Origin of the sequence: Neisseria sp. (genome assembly GCF_030530745.1) — a bacterium.
Classification (GTDB): Bacteria; Pseudomonadota; Gammaproteobacteria; order Burkholderiales; family Neisseriaceae; genus Neisseria.
The window spans coordinates 40,047-57,199 of record NZ_JAUMUI010000016.1 but is presented as its reverse complement, the minus strand read 5'-3'; the positions used below and the strand labels follow the sequence as shown (position 1 = coordinate 57,199).

Here is a 17,153-nt window from a genome sequence, read left to right as displayed (position 1 = left end):
ACCTTCGCATGCTGGAATCAAAATCCAGTGTCTTAACCACTTGACGACTCCCCAACGCAATAAAACTTGTATCTATATCTGCAACGGGTGACGGGTAAGACCCTTCGCAAAATATGCTTCATGGCTTTTTGAAACCAAGCCGAATACGGCAGCAGCTTCGCCTTCGCTGCCGAAAGCAGCAAACAGACAGGCACCGGAGCCCGTCATTAATGTTTTTCCAAATTTTTCAAGATCGCCATAAGCTTCTGAAACTTCGGGATATTCCTGAAAAACTACTGCCTGCATATCATTTCTGAACGGTTGCAGAGATTGGAAAGACGGCATTATGCTGGGTTCGGAATTTCGTGTCAAGCGTTCGTGAGAAAAAATCGCGGCAGTGCTGACGTGTACGGGAGGCTTCACTATCACATACCATTGCTGCGGAATATGCAGTTCAGTCAACTTTTCACCTATACCTTTGGCAAACGCGTTTTTACCGAATATGAAAAACGGCACGTCCGCACCAAGTTTCACACCAAGGTCTATCAACTGCTGCTTCGTCAGCGTACAGTGCCACAGTTTGTTCAACACCATCAGCACGGTAGCGGCATCGGAACTGCCGCCCCCCAAACCGCCGCCCATCGGAATGCGTTTTTCCAACCAAATGTCCGCACCGCACGGGCCGTCTGAAAAAGGCTGCAAGGCAGCTGCAGCACGGTAGGACAAATCGGCTTCGGCAGGCACGCCGCTAACCGGGGTGTGCAATATGATTTGTCCGTCGTTGCGCGGAGCGATGTAAACCGTGTCGCACAAATCGATCAGGCAGAATATGCTTTCCAACTCATGATAACCGTCTGCACGGCGGCCGGTGATTCTCAAATCTAAATTCAACTTGGCCGGAGCCGGATAAGCTTGTACGCCGGCAGGCACAATCAGTGCCATGGTGCACCCTTAACGGCGGGCCGCACACTGTGCGGGGGCATTGGCATCTTTGTTTTTTTCCATTTGGTCGAACACCAGCCGCAGGGTCAGTTTGGAGCTTTCAAGCAACAGTATGCGCGGTGTGCCGTTTTCATTCAGCGAACGCGAAATAGTCCATTCAAACTGCTGCAGACGGCCGTCGGGCAGGAGCCGGTAGGGGGCGTTTTTCACCCATTGGCCGTTCGCCCATATATGCAGGTATTGCACCGGCATGGAGAAACCCAGCAATTGTTCGCTCAACTCTTGGGCGGTAGCTGCCCGGTATTTTTTACCTTTACTGTCAACAGCCAACACTCCTATGCTGTCTTGGCAAAGCTGCCCCAACGTATTGCCCAGCGGGGTATTGACGTTGATGGTCTGGACTTGGTTCTGGTAAGTCCAGTCGAAGTTGGCATACGACCCTTTTTCATTCACTTTCACAGCCAACCGGCCGTCGGCCGTAAAATCGGCTATATCGGTTTGTGCACGCCAGCCTGCTTTATCCGTCAAACGCGGCTGGGCACAGGCGGCAAGCAGCAATGCGGCAGCACTGCACAAAATAAATTTAGTGTGTTTGTTTTTCATGAAATACCTGTTTGGTTGTTTTTCAGACGGCCTGCAAAACCTGCAACGGCCGGTTTCAATATCTAGGGTCTGTTGACAACTGGCCGGCGGTTAAGTTCATTTAAGGCTGTCTGAAAATGAAAAATGAAATAGGCTGGTTTTAAACTTTTCGGCCCGCGCATTTATTTTCTGCGGTTGTTTTTCGAACCGGAAGCCGACAGCTTCACGCCCAAGCGCTGCAAGGTTTTTTGCAGCACGGCATCATTGGATCCTTTGCGCAAACCTTCACGCCATATGGATTTGGCTTTTTCCTGCTGCCCCAGTTTCCAGAGCACTTCGCCCAAGTGGGCGGCCACTTCGGGATCGGGAAACTGGGCGTATGCGTATTCGAGATACGGCAGCGCTGCCTGTGCGTCGCCTTTCAGATAATACGCCCAGCCCATGCTGTCGTTGATAGCGGCGGATTCCGGCTCTTGCTGGTAGGCAGCCTGAATCAGCCTGAAGGCTTCTTCTACATCATATTCCGGCAACGAAAACATGGTATAGCCCAACGCATTCAGGCCGGCGGCGCTGTTCGGATTCAGCTCGAGATAACGGCGCAAATCGGCCACGGCTTTTTCAGGCTGGCCGAGTTTGTCGGCATACAGCATGGCGCGCTGGTAGAGGATATCGGGCAAATGCTCTTTGCCGTCAGGCTGTTTTTCTGCATTGGCAGCCAAAACGTTCAATTCTGCCAACGCCTCACGCGGGCTGTTGTGCTTGCTCAAGGCAAACAGATACACCCGCTGCACGTCGCTCATACTGAAAAAACGGCCTTGCTGTTCCGGCAGGCGCCGGGCTCGCCGGACTTCTGCCAGCGCCTTGCTGCCGTTGCCCTGCTCGGCCTCGATAGAGGCTTTGAGCACGGCTTTGTCAAACACATATTCGGGCGCGCTGATTTTATCCGCCCAAGCTCTGGCCTGTTTGAAATCTTTGGCGTCAGCATAACGCATTGCGCCGATTACCGCCGCACGGCTCTTCTGCTCGCTGGTGCCGGTACGGTAGGCTTTATCAAGATAGTTGCCCACCGTTGAAATGTTTTCTTCACGGCTGACCGACAAAATGGCCGCCTGAATGTATAAATCAGCATTCGGGTTTTGGTTCAGCAGGGTTTGCAGGCGTTGGTAGGCCTTGTCGTTCTGACCGTCGGCCATCAGGCTGCTGATTTCCATTTCCTGCCACACCGGCGACAATTTGGCAGTGTCGGTTTCGGCAAAAAAGCGGCGCAGGATTTTCGGACTGTGCTGCGCTACCAAACGCAGGGTGGCTTCGGTGGGCGGCAGTATTTCGGTGTCGAGCCTGGCCAAACGCTGCAAAGCACGCACGGCATCGCGTTCTTTATTGGTTTGCGCGCTGAAAATCAAATCGGCGATGGCCGCTTCAGGCAGATCTGTATGGCGCTTGGTGGCTTTGTGTACGTCTTTACCGATTTTTCCTGCCAGCGCAGGCTGCTGCACGCTGATTTGCGACAACAACAAGAAAATGCGCCGCACCTGCTCTTCGTTGGCATGTTTCAGAATATCGTCCAAATCTTTGCCTGTGCGGTCGGTTTTACCGGTAACCAAATCGCGTGCCCACGCCATACGCTTTTGCGCATTACCCGGCACGGGCTCGATTTCGCGCCATTTCCGATAAATCTGCTCCGCCTGCTGATAGGCGTTCAGCGAAACTGCCATTTCCATCGCACGCTCGGCCACCTCGGGGCTTTTGGTGCGGTTGAGCATCACCAGATAAGTGGCCAGCGCCGTGCCGGGTTCGCCTTTCTGCAAAGCCATTTCTCCGCCCAGCAAGGTAAACATATCGTTGGCACGTTCGACGATACCCGCCCGGCGTTCGTATTCCAAGGCCCGCTCCTCGGGCGAATAAAAACTCTTTTTTGCAGCCTTCTGCACAACCTGGGGCGGCTGTTTTGACGTTTCACCCACGGCGTAAGCGCTGCCGGCAAACAGCAGCATCACCGCCAGCGCGGCAGAATGGATTTCGGTTCGGCCAAAAAACATACACTTTCCTTAATGGCGGGCAAAACCGGCACGCTTTCAGACGGCCTGTACCCCGATATACAAATGTGCAATACTTTATCACAAGCCCGCGGCTTTGTTGATATTGCCTACCGCCCCCTACCTATGTAAAAGTATGCAGGCCGTCTGAAAACAACAGATAACACATCATGACCCACGCCGAACTAACCCGATTTTTCCGCCACGCCGCCGATTATCCCGCCGCAACCCGCAACCTGCGCAACGCCCTGATTAACGGCATCGAAATGCACGAGGCCGCCGTATTGCTGGCCGTGGTGTTCCGCGAGCGGCAATGGCAGGTTTTGCTCACCCGCCGCACCGCCACCCTGCCCCACCACCCCGGCCAGGTTGCCTTTGCGGGCGGGCGGCGCGACGAGGGCGACACCGACCTCATCCACACCGCCCTGCGCGAAACCGCCGAAGAGACAGGCATCACCGCCGGCTACTGGCAAACCTTTCCGCCGCTGCCCCCTTATTTCACTCCGTCGGGCTATACCGTTTCGCCCGTGCCGGCATTAAGCACCACCAGCCCGCCCGTTTACCCGAATGCCGACGAAGTGGACGAGGTTTTCTATCTACCGCTTGATTCCGCCCTCGATAAAAGCCTTTACCGCCACCGCGACTTCAGCCATAACGGTCAAACCGTTTCCACCCCTTTTCTGCCCTATCTGCATTACGATATTTGGGGCATGACGGCGATGATTCTTTATGACTTGGCGGAAAGGTACAAGCAACACAGGAGGCGCGGATAAAGCCGCAACACAAAACTGCACGGCATGATATGCTTGCACACGGTAATTTGCAGCGGAAATAAAGTTAGCCCACAATACGCAACCAGAGCGGATAACAACAGCAAGGCCGTCTGAAAACTTTTCAGACGGCCTCCCGATAAAATATTGAGAATAAATAATATTATGCAAAACACTCCCATTCTCCCCCCCGCCACGCTCGGCATACTCGGCGGCGGCCAGCTCGGCCGTATGTTTACCGTTGCCGCCAAAACCATGGGCTACCGCGTTACCGTGCTCGACCCCGATCCGAACGCACCAGCGGCGGAATTTGCCGACCGTCATTTGTGCGCGCCGTTCGACGATGAAACGGCCTTGAACGAGCTGGCGAAATGTGCCGCCGTAACCACAGAATTTGAAAACGTGAGTGCCGATGCGATGCGTTTTTTGGCACAACACACCCGCGTTTCGCCGAGCGGCGACTGCGTTGCCGTTGCCCAAAACCGCATTCAGGAAAAAGCGTGGATTCAAAAAGCCGGCCTGCAAACCGCGCCGTATCAGGCCGTCTGCAAACCCGAAGACATTACCGACGCGAGCGCGGCGCTGCTGCCCGGCATTCTGAAAACCGCCACGCTGGGCTACGACGGCAAAGGCCAAGTCCGCGTGAAAACCTTAACCGAACTGCGTGCCGCGTTTGCCGAACTGGGCGGCGTAGCCTGCGTGCTGGAAAAAACGGTGGATTTGCGCGGCGAGATTTCGGTGGTGATATGCCGTCTGAACAGCGAAAACGTGCAAACTTTCGATCCTGCCGAAAACATTCACGAAAACGGCATTCTCGCCTATTCCATCGTTCCTGCCCGCTTCAGCGCCGATGTTCAGCAGCAGGCGCGGCAGATGGCGCGCCGCTTGGCCGACGAGCTGGATTATGTGGGCGTGTTGGCGGTGGAAATGTTTGTGGTCGGCGACATGCACGAATTGGTGGTGAACGAAATCGCCCCGCGCCCGCACAACAGCGGCCACCACACCATTGATGCCTGCGCCGCGAGCCAGTTCCAACAGCAGGTGCGCATTATGTGCGGCCTGCCGCCCGCCGACACCCGCCTGCTTTCGGCCTGCTGCATGGCCAATATTCTAGGCGACGTGTGGGGTGAAAACGGCGGAGGGCCGAACTGGCTGCCGCTGCAAAACCACCCCGCCGCCCACTTGCACCAATACGGTAAAAAAGCCGCCCGCAAAGGCCGAAAAATGGGGCACTTCACGGTGTTGGCCGCCGATGCGGATGCGGCGTTTGAAAGTGCAAAAATACTGCACGGCAGTTTGTAAAGCGCGTATACGGAAAGCCGGAGGCCGTCTGAAAACTACGAACTGTCCACAAAAATTCGGACAAGTTAAGAACCGTTCTCAAACAGCCTATTCAAAGCTGAATTCTGTAGGCAACAGGACTCAGCTTTTTTAAATTTAACCGCGCATTGTCCCTACGTGCCTTTGCGCGACATACTTTGCACCATGCCTTTCTCCGCCGGCTTTGCCCGATAAACATGCATCCGGTAAAGCACACCCTGTTCGGAACGCAGCAACGGCACTGCACCTTTCAGACGGCCTCATAATTTACAGTGAAACAAATTTACAGACTCCGGCCTATTCCGGCAATTTTAAAGCCTGCTCCACCAAATCAGGCGCAAGCTTGTTCAAACAGTCGGTATGCCCCAGCGGGCATTCGCGCTTGAAACAGGGTGAGCAGTCTAAATTCAGGCTGACGGTGGCGGCATTATCACTTAACGGCGGTGTGTGATCTGCGCTGGACGATCCGTATACTGCCGCCAGCCTGCGCCCCAAAGCGGCCGCCAGATGCATCAGGCCGCTGTCGTTGCAGACCACGGCTTCAGCGCAGGACAATAAATCGATGGCTTCCGCAAGGCTGGTTTTACCGCACAAATTGATGCAGAGGCCGTCTGAAAGCGTGTTGATTTCTTCTGCGGTTTCAAAGTCTTTTTGCGAGCCGAACAGCCAAACCTGCCAGCCCGATCGGGCATAGCGGCGGGCCAGTTCGGCAAAGTGGCGGGCAGGCCAGCGTTTGGCGGGGCCGTATTCGGCCCCCGGACAGAAAGCCAGAACGGGTTTGGCTGTGTTTAAACCGTGTCCGGCCAGTGCGGCAGCCCGGCCGGCGGCATTGATTTGCAATTGCGGATTATCCGAACAGCCGTTGAATCCGGCTTGGGCGGGATAAGCCAGTGCGGTATAGCGGTCAACCATCAGCGGCAGCGCAGCTTTATCGAGTTTGCGGATATCGTTAAGCAGCAGATAGCGCGATTCGCCCACATAGCCCGTGCGCTGCCTGATGCCGGTAGCCGCCGCAATCAGGGCCGACTTGAGCGAGCCGGGCAGCACGATAACCTGATCATAGCCGCGCTTCCCCAACTGCCGCCCCGTCTGCCAGCGTTTTTTCAGTTCCAGCGCGCCGTGGCCGAACGGGTTTTCGATGATTTCGCTGATTTCGGGCATACGCTCGAACACGGCCATCGACCATTTGGGGGCGAACACGTCGATAACGGCTCCGGGGTGCAGCTCGCGCAGGCGGCGGCAGAGCGGCTGCGTCATCACGCAGTCGCCTATCCAGCTGGGGGAAATAATCAGGATTTTTTTCGGCATGGTTATCGGCATGGTTTGGAGTATTTGAAGATGGCGCGTATTGTATAGTGAATCCAATTAATTTTCAGTACAAGGCAGCAAGCCGCAGACAGTACAAATAGTACGGCAAGGCGCAGCAACGCCGTAATGGAAATTAAGTGGATTTACTAATACTGCAAAGCCGTGCCTTTGCCTTATATCAAAAGGCCGTCTGAAAAAACGCGCCCGTCGTTTGCGGCGGTTTTATAATGGTCGGCGTAATTAAATTTCACAGAAAACCGACGCCATGAAACAATATTCCTTGGATCCTCTAGCCCTTATCGGCGGCGTAATCGCCGAAGACAACGATCAGCAGCTCGTGCAGCTTTCGCTGCAATGCGGCAATGAAATCCCCGTTTACGAAACCGATGCCATCGTGCTTTTGATTGTGCTCAACGGCAGCGCGCGAATCACCGCCGGAAAAGAAACCCTCGACACCCGCGGGCTTCAGGTGGTGCGTTTGGAACCGCACGAGGCACACAGTATCCGCGCGCTGGAAGACCGCACCAATATTTTGGTGGTAAAACAACTCACACACGAACTGGTATTCAGCAAAAAACTGCGTTTCGGCAGCTGCTGCCTGTAAACGGAAACCTTTGCAAAACCGTCAGATGCGGCGCATTCGCTGTGCTGTTGCGCCTTGAACCGCATCCACATCTGACGGTTTTGCAAAGGCCTCAAACGGCAAAAGGCCGTCTGAAAAACATGTTTCAGACGGCCTTGCCCGATAATGCTTATCTGCCTCCTTTGTCGGCTTTCAGCAAAATCGCATACAGTTGGTCTTTCAGATGCAGTTTCTGTTTTTTCAGCTCTTCGATTTCGTTCAAGCCCTCGGTAACCGGGTTGTTGGTCAGGCCGGTGATTTTGTCGTCCAGCTCGTTATGCTCGTCAAACAAACGGGCGAAATGGCCGTCTTCTTGTTTTAATTTAGAAATCAAATCGCGGTATTCGGGGAACATTTCGTTTTCCTCTTAACATGAAAATTAAAAAAACAAGCAATTTCTTGCTTACCTGAGTTCCGCTACATTTTATAACAAAGCAGCCTTACTTATCCAGCCCGTTTTCGGATTCCTGCCCCGCCGTGCCTGCCCCGCAAAGCAGACCTCGGGCGGCTGCGCATACCGCCCCCGTTTTCCCGCCCGGAAAACCGCCGCAGGCCATAAAATGTTTCAGATGCAGGATTTCCATTACATTAAAATAAAAAAGAAACGCCAAAGGCGCTTTCTTTGATTTTTTCAAAGCTATTTCTTCAGCAGCGCCCGCTTCACCACCACCCACCAGTCTCTGGCTTCCAGCACAGGGCGGCGGTTGAACACGTCGTAGCGGTTGGTTTCGAGTTTGTGCAGAACCTGCTGCGCACCGAGAACGATCATACGCAGTTCCAGCCCCATCCGTCCTTTAAGCGTTTTGGCCAGCGGCGAACCGGCCTTGAGCATTTTATGGGCGCGCCCGCATTCATAGGCCATCAGCCGCTGAAAAGCGAAATCCGCCCTGCCCTCGGCAATCTGCGCCTCGCTCACGCCGAATTTCTGCAAATCGTCCTGCGGGATATACACGCGTCCTTTTTGCCAGTCTACGGCCACATCCTGCCAGAAATTAACCAGTTGCAGCGCGGTGCAGATGCCGTCGCTCTGCGCCTTGCTCAAAGGATCGTGTTCGCCGTAAAGGTGGAGCATGATGCGGCCCACGGGGTTGGCGGAACGGCGGCAATAATCCACCAGCTCGCCGAAATTCTGATAACGCTTCTGCCGCACGTCCTGCCCGAATGCGGAAAGCAGGTCGTAAAACGGCTGCAAAGGCAGGCCGAAAGGTTGCAGCGCTTCGGCCTGCAAACGCTGAACCAAAGCGGTTTGAGGCGTTTCGCCGCGGCCGGTTCTGTCTAATTCGGCGCGCAGGCCGTCCAAGCCGTGCAGGCGTTCGGCATCGGTTGCACTGCCTTCGTCGGCAATATCGTCGGCAGTTCGGGCAAAGGCATAAACGGCATGAGTGGGCTTGCGCAGGCGGCGCGGCAGCACAATCGAACCGACGGGGAAGTTTTCATAATGGTTGGCCGGCATACCGGTGTTCTTTCTAAAAATCCGTTCAATGGCAGAAAAAGCTTTGAGGCCGTCTGAAAAATGAAAAGCGGCATATTCTTTCAGACGGCCTGCAAACAAGGAGGCTGTATTTTTATTTTTGCACCGCCCGGCCGTTGATTTTCGCCTTGGTAAGCTTCAGGTTATAGGTTTTGCCCTCGTCGGTGTAGCTGATTTGCACGGGAATATTGCCCAGCTCGGGAGCAAAGGCGTAATTGACGGTGCTGTCGCCGCGCCGCAGGCGGTATTTGTTGACGGGGGTGCTGCTGCCTGCAATTTTATAGCTGCCGCTGCCGGTGCGGGTCAGGCCGCTGACCGGGTAGATTTTTTTACCGTTGGTTACATTAAGGCCGGGCGGCAGCTTGCCGTCGGCGGCGGCAAGCTGCCAAGCGAGGGTGAACAAATCCATGGTGGTGCCCGAAGCGGCCCGGGTCTGCTGCTGCCCTGCCTTGCCGTAGCTGATTTTGCCGCCGCCGAATTTGGCACCGGCATAAGGTTTGCCGCCGCGCACGTCTTGATAGTAAGACGGAATCAGGCGGCTGCCGGAAACGGTTCCGCCTGATTCGAAGCGTATGCTGTAAAGCGGCACTTTGATGTTGGAAACCACTTTATAGCGGCTGCCGCTGCGGGTGAAGGTCATCACGGCGGGAATGCCGTAGTTGCCGGTGTAGTGCAGCTCTGCCGACTGCGGAAGCGGTGCGGCCGATACGGAAGCGGTTGAAATTGCAGCCGCGGCCAGAAACGGTATGCTGAAACTGAATTTTTTCATCATAAAAAAACCTCTCTGTAATCCATCAGTTCCAAGGTATGCCGGCATCGGCCGGCGAAACGGCTTTTTGATCAAGCAGCCGCCGTGCAGGATGCCGGCACTCCCCAGTAAACAAAATAACGGTATTTTCATTTTCAGACGGCCTTTATATCACAATATCGCTTTCAGGCCGAACAAAGACTGAAATCTTCATACCGGCGGAGTTGGCCGCCCTTCTTTCTGAAAAACGTTCAAATTTTCCGAATCTTTAATTCTTAAAGATACCGACCAATTAAAAACCAACTGTTTTAAAAAAAGAAAATATAAAAATCTTGCACCGGCGGCATTTCCCGCAGGCATTGCACATTGATTAAGGCAGACGGCCTGTTTGTTTTTCAGTTTACTTTAAACCATTTGATATTATTGATTATTTATTAACAAACTTTTCACAGATAAAAATATGGAATATTGTGCTTCTTGATTTAAATCAAACAAATGCCAACAAAGATTCATATAATGTACATATTTGAAAGCATCGGGTAATGGGGACGTTATGTCTGCTTTTTTTTCGGGTGGAGTGCGGATCGGGCTCTGCATATTCGGTTTACTGGTGTTGCTGCTGTTTCCCGACGCGGCATACGCCGAACGGCTGCCTGAATTTCTGAAAAAAATACCGCCGTCAGAAATCTTTCCGAATGCCGACCGTTACGGCGAACCGGAAGGCAAGCCGATGGCGGCCCGCGTTTATAAAGGACAGGAGCAGCTGGGCTTGGTATACATTACCACCGATGTGGTGAATACGCGCGGCTACTCGAGCAAGCCTATCGATACGATGGTGGCGCTGGCCAATGACGGCACAATCGTCGGCGCCAAACTGGTGGCGCACAACGAGCCGATTGTGCTGATCGGTATCCCGCAGTCGAAAGTAGACAAATTCATTCAGGATTATGTGGGTCTGAACCTGGTGAAATCACCGCTCAAACCCGGCAGCATGCCTTCCGATATCGTCAGCGGCGCTACGGTAACGCTGATGGTAATCAACGACAGCATCCAGCGTTCCATTAAAGCCGTTGCCGCCGCCTACAAACTCGGCACGCCGCAGGCGGCAGGGGTGGTTCGGACGGCATCTGACGAAACGCAGGGTGCCGCGTCCCAAACCGCACAGGCAGCACCGCAGGCAGCAGCCTCCCGCCCGCGCCGCGCCGTCAATCCCGACAAGCAGGACGTGCTTTCGTGGGAAGAACTGCTGGCGCAGAAAGCGGTGGCAAAGCTGCACCTTACCGTAGACGAAGCCAATAAACTGTTTGAAACCGGCGGCAAAGCCGCAGCCGCACAACAACCCGAACCCGGCCCCGGCGATGCGGTGTTTGTCGATTTGTATGTGGCGCTGGCCTCTCAGCCTGCCGTCGGCAAAAGCCTGCTCGGCGAAGCGGGCTGGAACGCCCTTCAAGGCCGTCTGAAACCGAATCAGTCGGCATTGGTGATTGCAGGCGAAGGGCGTTATTCGTGGAAAGGTTCGGGCTATGTGCGCGGCGGCATTTTCGACCGCATCGAGATTATCCAGGGCGACACCAGCTTCCGCTTTACCGACGCACAACACGAACGATTGACCGCTCTGGAAGCCGCCGGAGCGCCGCAGTTTAAAGAAGTATCGCTGTTTACCGTGCCCGATGATGCCGGTTTCGACGGTGCGGAGCCGTGGCGGGCGCAGCTGGTGATACAGCGCACCACCGGCGTACACGACAAAGCCTTCGTTACCGCCGATTTGGATTACGAACTGCCGCCGGGTTTCTATATTGACGATCCGAATGCGCCGCCAGTGGAAATCCCGCCTGAGGCCGCACCTGTTCAGACGGCCTCTGCCGATCCTGCCGCAGCCCCCGAAGACAACGGTGCGCAGGCGCACCTGTGGAAACAGGTTTGGGCGGGCAAAGCATGGCAGATTGCCGTAGTGTCGTTTTCGCTGCTGGTGCTGGCGGCGGTGTTTTTCTTTCAGGACACGCTGGCGCGTTATCCCGTTTTCTACGACCGTTTCCGCCTGGCCTACCTCGCATTCAGCCTGTTTTTCATCGGCTGGTACCTGCAGGCCCAGCTTTCGGTGGTGAACGTGCTCACCTTCACCACTTCGCTGCGCACGGGTTTCAGCTGGGACTATTTTCTGATGGATCCGATTGTGTTCATCCTGTGGAGCGCATCGGCGGTGTCGCTGCTGTTTTGGAACCGCGGCGCGTTTTGTGGCTGGCTGTGCCCGTTCGGCGCCATGCAGGAGTTGTCTAACCGCATCGCCAAAAAACTGGGCGTAAAGCAGATCAACGTGCCTTTCGGCGTGCACACCCGCCTGGCCGCCCTGAAATACGTGGTTTTTATGGTGCTGTTCGGCGTATCGCTGTATGACTTGGGGCTGGCCGAACAGCTCTCTGAAATCGAGCCGTTTAAAACGGCGGTCATCCTCAAATTTATGCGCGAATGGTGGTGGGTTTTGTTTGCGGCGGCACTGTTGGCTGCGGGGCTGTTTATAGAACGCTTTTTCTGCCGCTACCTGTGCCCGCTGGGTGCGGCCATGGCCATTCCCGCGCGGCTGCGGATTTTCGACTGGCTGCGCCGCTACCATATGTGCGGCAACCCCTGTCAGCTCTGCGCCAACGAATGCCCGGTGCAGGCCATTCACCCCGAAGGCGAAATCAACCCCAACGAATGCATCCAGTGCCTGCACTGCCAGGTGCTCTACCACCACACTACCCGCTGCCCGCAGGTTGTCGCCACGCTGAAGAAAAAAGCCAAACAGGCGGCGGCCAAAACCGAAACGGCGGCAGGGCCGCAGGAGCAGGTGGTGCGGTTTGTGAAGAAGCCGCCTGAAAACAACAAATGTTTTTGATACGGAAAAACAAGCCGTTTCATCCGTTACGGCAGGCCGTCTGAAAGGCCGCCGGAATTTTCCCACTAACTCAGGAGAGTTGAAATGTCAGAAAACAAAGAGAAACCAGATCCGGTCGGCTTGAGCCGGCGATCGTTTTTAGGTACGGCCGCAGTATCTGGCGCGGGTTTGGCGGGTGCCGGCCTTTTGGGGCTGGCGGGCTGCTCCGGCAGCAGCGGCGAAGGCGGCGCGGCATCGGGCGCGTCGGGCGCGGCCAAAGCAGGCGGTGCGGCGGGCGGCCAGTCTTATCATGTGGGGCCGGGTGAGCTCGACCAGTATTACGCTTTCAACTCCAGCGGCCAAACCGGCGAGCTGCGTGTTTTGGGCGTGCCCTCCATGCGCGAACTGCTGCGCATCCCCGTGTTCAACATGTGCAGTGCCACCGGTTGGGGGCGCACCAATGAGAGCCGCAAAATCCTCAATGCCAACCTCACGCCCGAAACCCGCGAATACCTGAGAAAAACCGGCCAGCCGGTGATGCCCAACGGCGATTTGCACCACCCGCACATGTCGTTTACCGATCAAACCTACGACGGCCGCTATGTGTATGTGAACGACAAAGCCAACAACCGTGTGGCGCGCATCCGCTGCGATGTGATGAAAACCGACAAAATTCTGGAAATCCCCAATGTTTCCGGCGTGCACGGCCTGCGTCCGCAGCGTTATCCGAAAACGGGCTATGTGTTTGCCAACGGCGAGCATATCGTGCCTGTGCCCAATAACGGCACCCTTTTGGACGACCCCAAGAAAAACTGGTGGGCGGTTTACACGGCGGTAGACGGCGAAACCATGGAAGTGGCCTGGCAGGTGATGGTCGACGGCAACCTCGACAACGGCGATGCCGACTATCAGGGCAAATATTCGTTTGCCACCTGCTACAACTCCGAAAAAGGCGTTACCGTTACCGAAGCCTCGGCCAACGAGCAGGACTGGTGCGTGGTGTTCAATATTGCCGCCATTGAAGAAGGCATTAAAAACGGCGATTTCAAAGAAATCGGCGGTGTGAAAGTGTTGGACGGCCGCGCCGAAGCCAACTCCAAATACACCCGCTACATTCCCGTGCCCAACTCGCCGCACGGCTGCAACGCCTCTCCCGACGGCAACTACATCATGCTCAACGGCAAGCTTTCGCCCACCGTTACCGTGCTGGACGTACACAGGCTCGACGATCTGTTTGCCAGCAAAATCAAAGAGCGCGACGTGGTCGTGGCAGAACCCGAGCTGGGTCTGGGGCCGCTGCATACCGCCTTCGACGGTCGCGGCAATGCCTACACCACGCTGTTTATCGACAGCCAGATGGTGAAATGGAACATCGCCAAAGCCATTGAGGCCTATAAGAATCAGGATAAAAAAGGCGACTACATCGTTCAGAAGCTCGACGTGCACTACCAGCCCGGCCACAACCACACCACCATGGGCGAAACCAAAGAGGCCGACGGCAAATGGCTGGTGTCGCTGAACAAATTCTCGAAAGACCGTTTCCTGAACGTAGGCCCCTTAAAACCCGAAAACGACCAGCTCATCGATATTTCCGGCGACGAAATGAAGCTGGTGCACGACGGCCCGAGCTTTGCCGAACCGCACGATATGCTGCTGGTGGCCGCCTCCAAGGTGAAGCCCCTGAAAACGTGGAACCGCGAAGACCCGTGGATGTGGGAAGATGCGGTGAAGCAGGCCGAAAAAGACGGCGTGAAGCTGGAGAGTGCCGCAAACGTTATCCGCGACGGCAACAAAGTGCGCGTATACATGACCGCCGTCGCGCCTGTGTTCAGTGTGCCGCAGTTTGAAGTGAAACTGGGCGACGAGGTAACCGTGTACGTTACCAACACGGAAACCATCGAAGACCTCACCCACGGCTTCACGCTCGAAGGCTACGGCATCGCCATGGAAATCGGCCCGCAGGCCACCGCCTCGGTAACCTTCACCGCCGACCGCCCCGGGGTGCACTGGTATTACTGCCAGTGGTTCTGCCACGCGCTGCATATGGAAATGTCGGGCCAGATGATTGTGAAACCGAAATAACGCACCAAAGAGGCCGTCTGAACCGTTTAACGGCGTTTCAGACGGCCTTCGGTGCAAAGCAGCCTGAAACGGGCGGTTTTGCAGTACCGGCAGCGAAAGCATACGCCCTATCCGTAAATAAAAAAACCGACACCATGCACATCCGCATCCGAATATTCCTGATGTTGTCCGCCGCCGCCTTTCAGACGGCATCCGCCGCCACGGTCAGCGTTGCCGCAGGCAGCAGCCTGCAAAGCGTTATCGACCGCGCGCAGGCGGGCGACATCCTGCGCCTTGCCCCGGGAAAATACCCCGGCAAAATCGTTATCGGCAAACCGCTCACGATTGAGGGGCCTGCCGACAGGAGCGCCGAAATCGAGGGCGACCGCACGGGGCGCACCGTATCCGTGCACGCGCCCGACGTTACCCTGCGCAACCTCACCGTAACCCGCTCCGGCTTAAGCCTGCCCGCCATGGATGCCGGCGTCTACCTGCACCAAAGCGCCGCCCGCGCCCTGGTGGAACACAACAATATTCTGGAAAACTCCGTCGGCGTCTACCTGCACGGCGCGCCCGATGCGCTGGTGAAAGAAAACACCATTGTCGGCGACACCCGACTGCGCCGCAACGAGCGCGGCAACGGCGTAACCGTGTGGAACGCGCCCGGCTCCAAAGTCATCGGCAACGACATTTCTCAGGGGCGCGACGGCATTTTTTCCAACGCCAGCACCAAAAACGTGTTCAGCGGCAACCGGTTTTCCAAACTGCGCTACGCCGTGCACTATATGTATACCCACGACAGCGAGGTGAGCGGCAATTTTTCGGACGGCAACGAAATCGGCTACGCCATCATGTTTTCCGAACGGCTGAAAGTGAATGACAACATCGCCGTCAACAGCACCAACCAGGGGCTGATGCTCAATTATGCCAACCATTCCGAAATACGCGGCAACGTGATAGACAAAGCCGGCAAATGCGTTTTCGTATATAACGCCAACTATAACCGCCTGACCGGCAACCGTTTCGAATCCTGCGCCATCGGCATCCATTTCACCGCCGCCGCCGAAGGCAACACCATTCACGACAACGCCTTTGTCAACAACCAAAACCAGATTAAATACGTCAGCACCCGCCACATTGATTGGGCGGAAGGCGGACGCGGCAACTATTGGAGCGACAACAGCGCCTTCGACCTCGACGGCGACGGCTTCGGCGATCATGCCTACCGCCCCAACGGCATCATCGACCAGATTGTCTGGCGCGCCCCCGCCGCCCGCCTGCTGATGAACAGCCCTGCCGTAAGCATCGTCAAATGGGCGCAGTCGCAGTTTCCCGCCATCCTGCCCGGCGGCGTAACCGACAGCAAACCGCTGATGGTGCCGCCCGAAAACGAAACGTTCGAGCGCTACCGGACCATGAAGGGAAAAATATGACAAACGGCATGGCAGTATTCCGTTTTCCAAAATATTTTCAGACGGCCTGCCGCAAGGCAGCCTGCAGCCTGAAAACACCGGCACACAAGGAGCAGCAATGGGTACGGCACACGTTGTTTTAAACGCAGTCAGCAAACAGTACGGCGGCCGCTTTGCCGTAAAAAACGTCGACCTGACCCTGAATGCCGGAGAGTGCGTCGGGCTGGCGGGGCACAACGGCGCGGGAAAATCCACCCTGATCAAACTGATGCTCGGCCTGATCCGCCCCGACTCCGGCAGCGTGTCGCTGCTGGGCGGCGGTGCGGCAGGCCGCCGCGCCGCCGCCGTGCGCAGCCAGACCGGCTACCTGCCCGAAACCGTGGCGCTGCACCCCTCGCTCACCGGCAGGGAAACTTTGGATTTTTACGCCAAGCTGAAAAAACAGCCCACCGCCAAAAACACCGCCCTGCTCGAACGCGTCGGCATCGCCCAAGCCGCAGGCCGCCGCGTCGGCACCTATTCAAAAGGAATGCGCCAGCGGCTGGCCTTGGCACAGGCACTGCTCGGCAAACCGAAAGTGCTGCTGTTCGACGAACCCACCACCGGCCTCGACCCCGCATCGCGGCAGCTGTTTTACGAAATCGTGCACGAGCTGGGCAGGGAAGGCGCCACCGTGCTGCTCAGTACCCACGCCCTGGGCGAATTGGACGGCAGGGCGGAACGCATCGTGGTGATGAAAAACGGCAGCAAAATCGCCGACGGCAGCATGAACGAGCTGCAAACCCAAAGCGGCCTGCCCGCCACCGTAACCGTGCGTCTGAAACAGCCCGCCGCCATGCCGCCCGAATGGGTTTCAGACGGCCTCACCCACACCGCGCAATGCCGCGTGGAAGACAAAGCATTGCTGTTGCAGGGCTTGGGCGGCATGGACAATATCGCCCAAATCGACATCCGCACGCCGACCTTGGACGATATGTATGCCGAACTGCTCAAGCGCGAAGACGTATAGCCGGTTCAGGCCGTCTGAAAATTAAGGAAACCGCACACC

At 56.1% G+C, this 17,153-nt stretch carries 14 protein-coding genes; 7 read left to right on the top strand and 7 right to left on the bottom strand.

The window, feature by feature from the left end; translation table 11 throughout:
* Window positions 1-72: 72 nt before the first annotated feature.
* The 3 genes from ispE to Q3970_RS07360 form a co-directional block, all read right to left on the bottom strand.
* Window positions 73-921, bottom strand: a complete 849-nt coding sequence (ispE, locus tag Q3970_RS07370; protein ID WP_303099937.1) for a 4-(cytidine 5'-diphospho)-2-C-methyl-D-erythritol kinase — start codon at window positions 919-921, stop codon at window positions 73-75.
* A 9-nt stretch (window positions 922-930) separates the two neighbouring features.
* Complete coding sequence (gene lolB, locus Q3970_RS07365) at window positions 931-1,524, bottom strand: lipoprotein insertase outer membrane protein LolB (RefSeq protein ID WP_303099936.1); 594 nt, start codon at window positions 1,522-1,524, stop codon at window positions 931-933.
* Between the two features lie 161 nt (window positions 1,525-1,685).
* Window positions 1,686-3,542: a tetratricopeptide repeat protein gene (locus Q3970_RS07360; protein WP_303099935.1), complete on the bottom strand. Its 1,857-nt coding sequence runs from the start codon at window positions 3,540-3,542 to the stop codon at window positions 1,686-1,688.
* Window positions 3,543-3,709: 167 nt separating this feature from the next.
* Here Q3970_RS07360 and Q3970_RS07355 point away from each other — a divergent pair, with 167 nt between their 5' ends.
* Both Q3970_RS07355 and Q3970_RS07350 read left to right on the top strand, forming a co-directional pair.
* Window positions 3,710-4,312 (top strand): CoA pyrophosphatase, encoded by a 603-nt coding sequence (locus Q3970_RS07355; protein ID WP_303099934.1) that lies wholly within the window; start codon window positions 3,710-3,712, stop codon window positions 4,310-4,312.
* Window positions 4,313-4,474: 162 nt separating this feature from the next.
* On the top strand, window positions 4,475-5,611 hold the full coding sequence (locus Q3970_RS07350; RefSeq protein ID WP_303099933.1) for a 5-(carboxyamino)imidazole ribonucleotide synthase: 1,137 nt from the start codon (window positions 4,475-4,477) through the stop codon (window positions 5,609-5,611).
* Window positions 5,612-5,926: 315 nt separating this feature from the next.
* On the opposite strand, the gene waaF is transcribed toward Q3970_RS07350, so the two are convergent.
* Window positions 5,927-6,937, bottom strand: coding sequence for a lipopolysaccharide heptosyltransferase II (gene waaF, locus Q3970_RS07345; RefSeq protein ID WP_303099932.1), 1,011 nt, complete (start codon window positions 6,935-6,937; stop codon window positions 5,927-5,929).
* Between the two features lie 265 nt (window positions 6,938-7,202).
* On the opposite strand from waaF, the gene Q3970_RS07340 reads away from it, so the two are divergent.
* Entirely contained in the window at window positions 7,203-7,541 is a 339-nt protein-coding gene (locus tag Q3970_RS07340) for a hypothetical protein (RefSeq protein WP_303099931.1), read from the top strand.
* A 148-nt stretch (window positions 7,542-7,689) separates the two neighbouring features.
* On the opposite strand, the gene Q3970_RS07335 is transcribed toward Q3970_RS07340, so the two are convergent.
* From Q3970_RS07335 to Q3970_RS07325, 3 genes are all read right to left on the bottom strand, one after another.
* Window positions 7,690-7,914, bottom strand: a complete 225-nt coding sequence (locus Q3970_RS07335; RefSeq protein WP_303099930.1) for a YdcH family protein — start codon at window positions 7,912-7,914, stop codon at window positions 7,690-7,692.
* 282 nt (window positions 7,915-8,196) lie between these two features.
* Window positions 8,197-9,012 (bottom strand): squalene synthase HpnC, encoded by an 816-nt coding sequence (gene hpnC, locus Q3970_RS07330; RefSeq protein WP_303099929.1) that lies wholly within the window; start codon window positions 9,010-9,012, stop codon window positions 8,197-8,199.
* 112 nt (window positions 9,013-9,124) lie between these two features.
* Window positions 9,125-9,799: a DUF3108 domain-containing protein gene (locus Q3970_RS07325; RefSeq protein ID WP_303099939.1), complete on the bottom strand. Its 675-nt coding sequence runs from the start codon at window positions 9,797-9,799 to the stop codon at window positions 9,125-9,127.
* 532 nt (window positions 9,800-10,331) lie between these two features.
* Between Q3970_RS07325 and Q3970_RS07320 the strand changes: the two genes are divergently transcribed.
* From Q3970_RS07320 to Q3970_RS07305, 4 genes are all read left to right on the top strand, one after another.
* The gene (locus Q3970_RS07320) at window positions 10,332-12,653 is read left to right on the top strand and encodes a NosR/NirI family protein (protein WP_303099928.1); all 2,322 of its coding nucleotides are present in this window, start codon (window positions 10,332-10,334) and stop codon (window positions 12,651-12,653) included.
* An 84-nt stretch (window positions 12,654-12,737) separates the two neighbouring features.
* Window positions 12,738-14,714, top strand: coding sequence for a TAT-dependent nitrous-oxide reductase (nosZ, locus tag Q3970_RS07315; RefSeq protein ID WP_303099927.1), 1,977 nt, complete (start codon window positions 12,738-12,740; stop codon window positions 14,712-14,714).
* Window positions 14,715-14,848: 134 nt separating this feature from the next.
* Entirely contained in the window at window positions 14,849-16,126 is a 1,278-nt protein-coding gene (locus Q3970_RS07310) for a nitrous oxide reductase family maturation protein NosD (RefSeq protein WP_303099926.1), read from the top strand.
* A gap of 97 nt (window positions 16,127-16,223) precedes the next feature.
* Window positions 16,224-17,114, top strand: coding sequence for an ABC transporter ATP-binding protein (locus Q3970_RS07305; RefSeq protein ID WP_303099925.1), 891 nt, complete (start codon window positions 16,224-16,226; stop codon window positions 17,112-17,114).
* The last annotated feature ends 39 nt before the right edge of the window (window positions 17,115-17,153 follow it).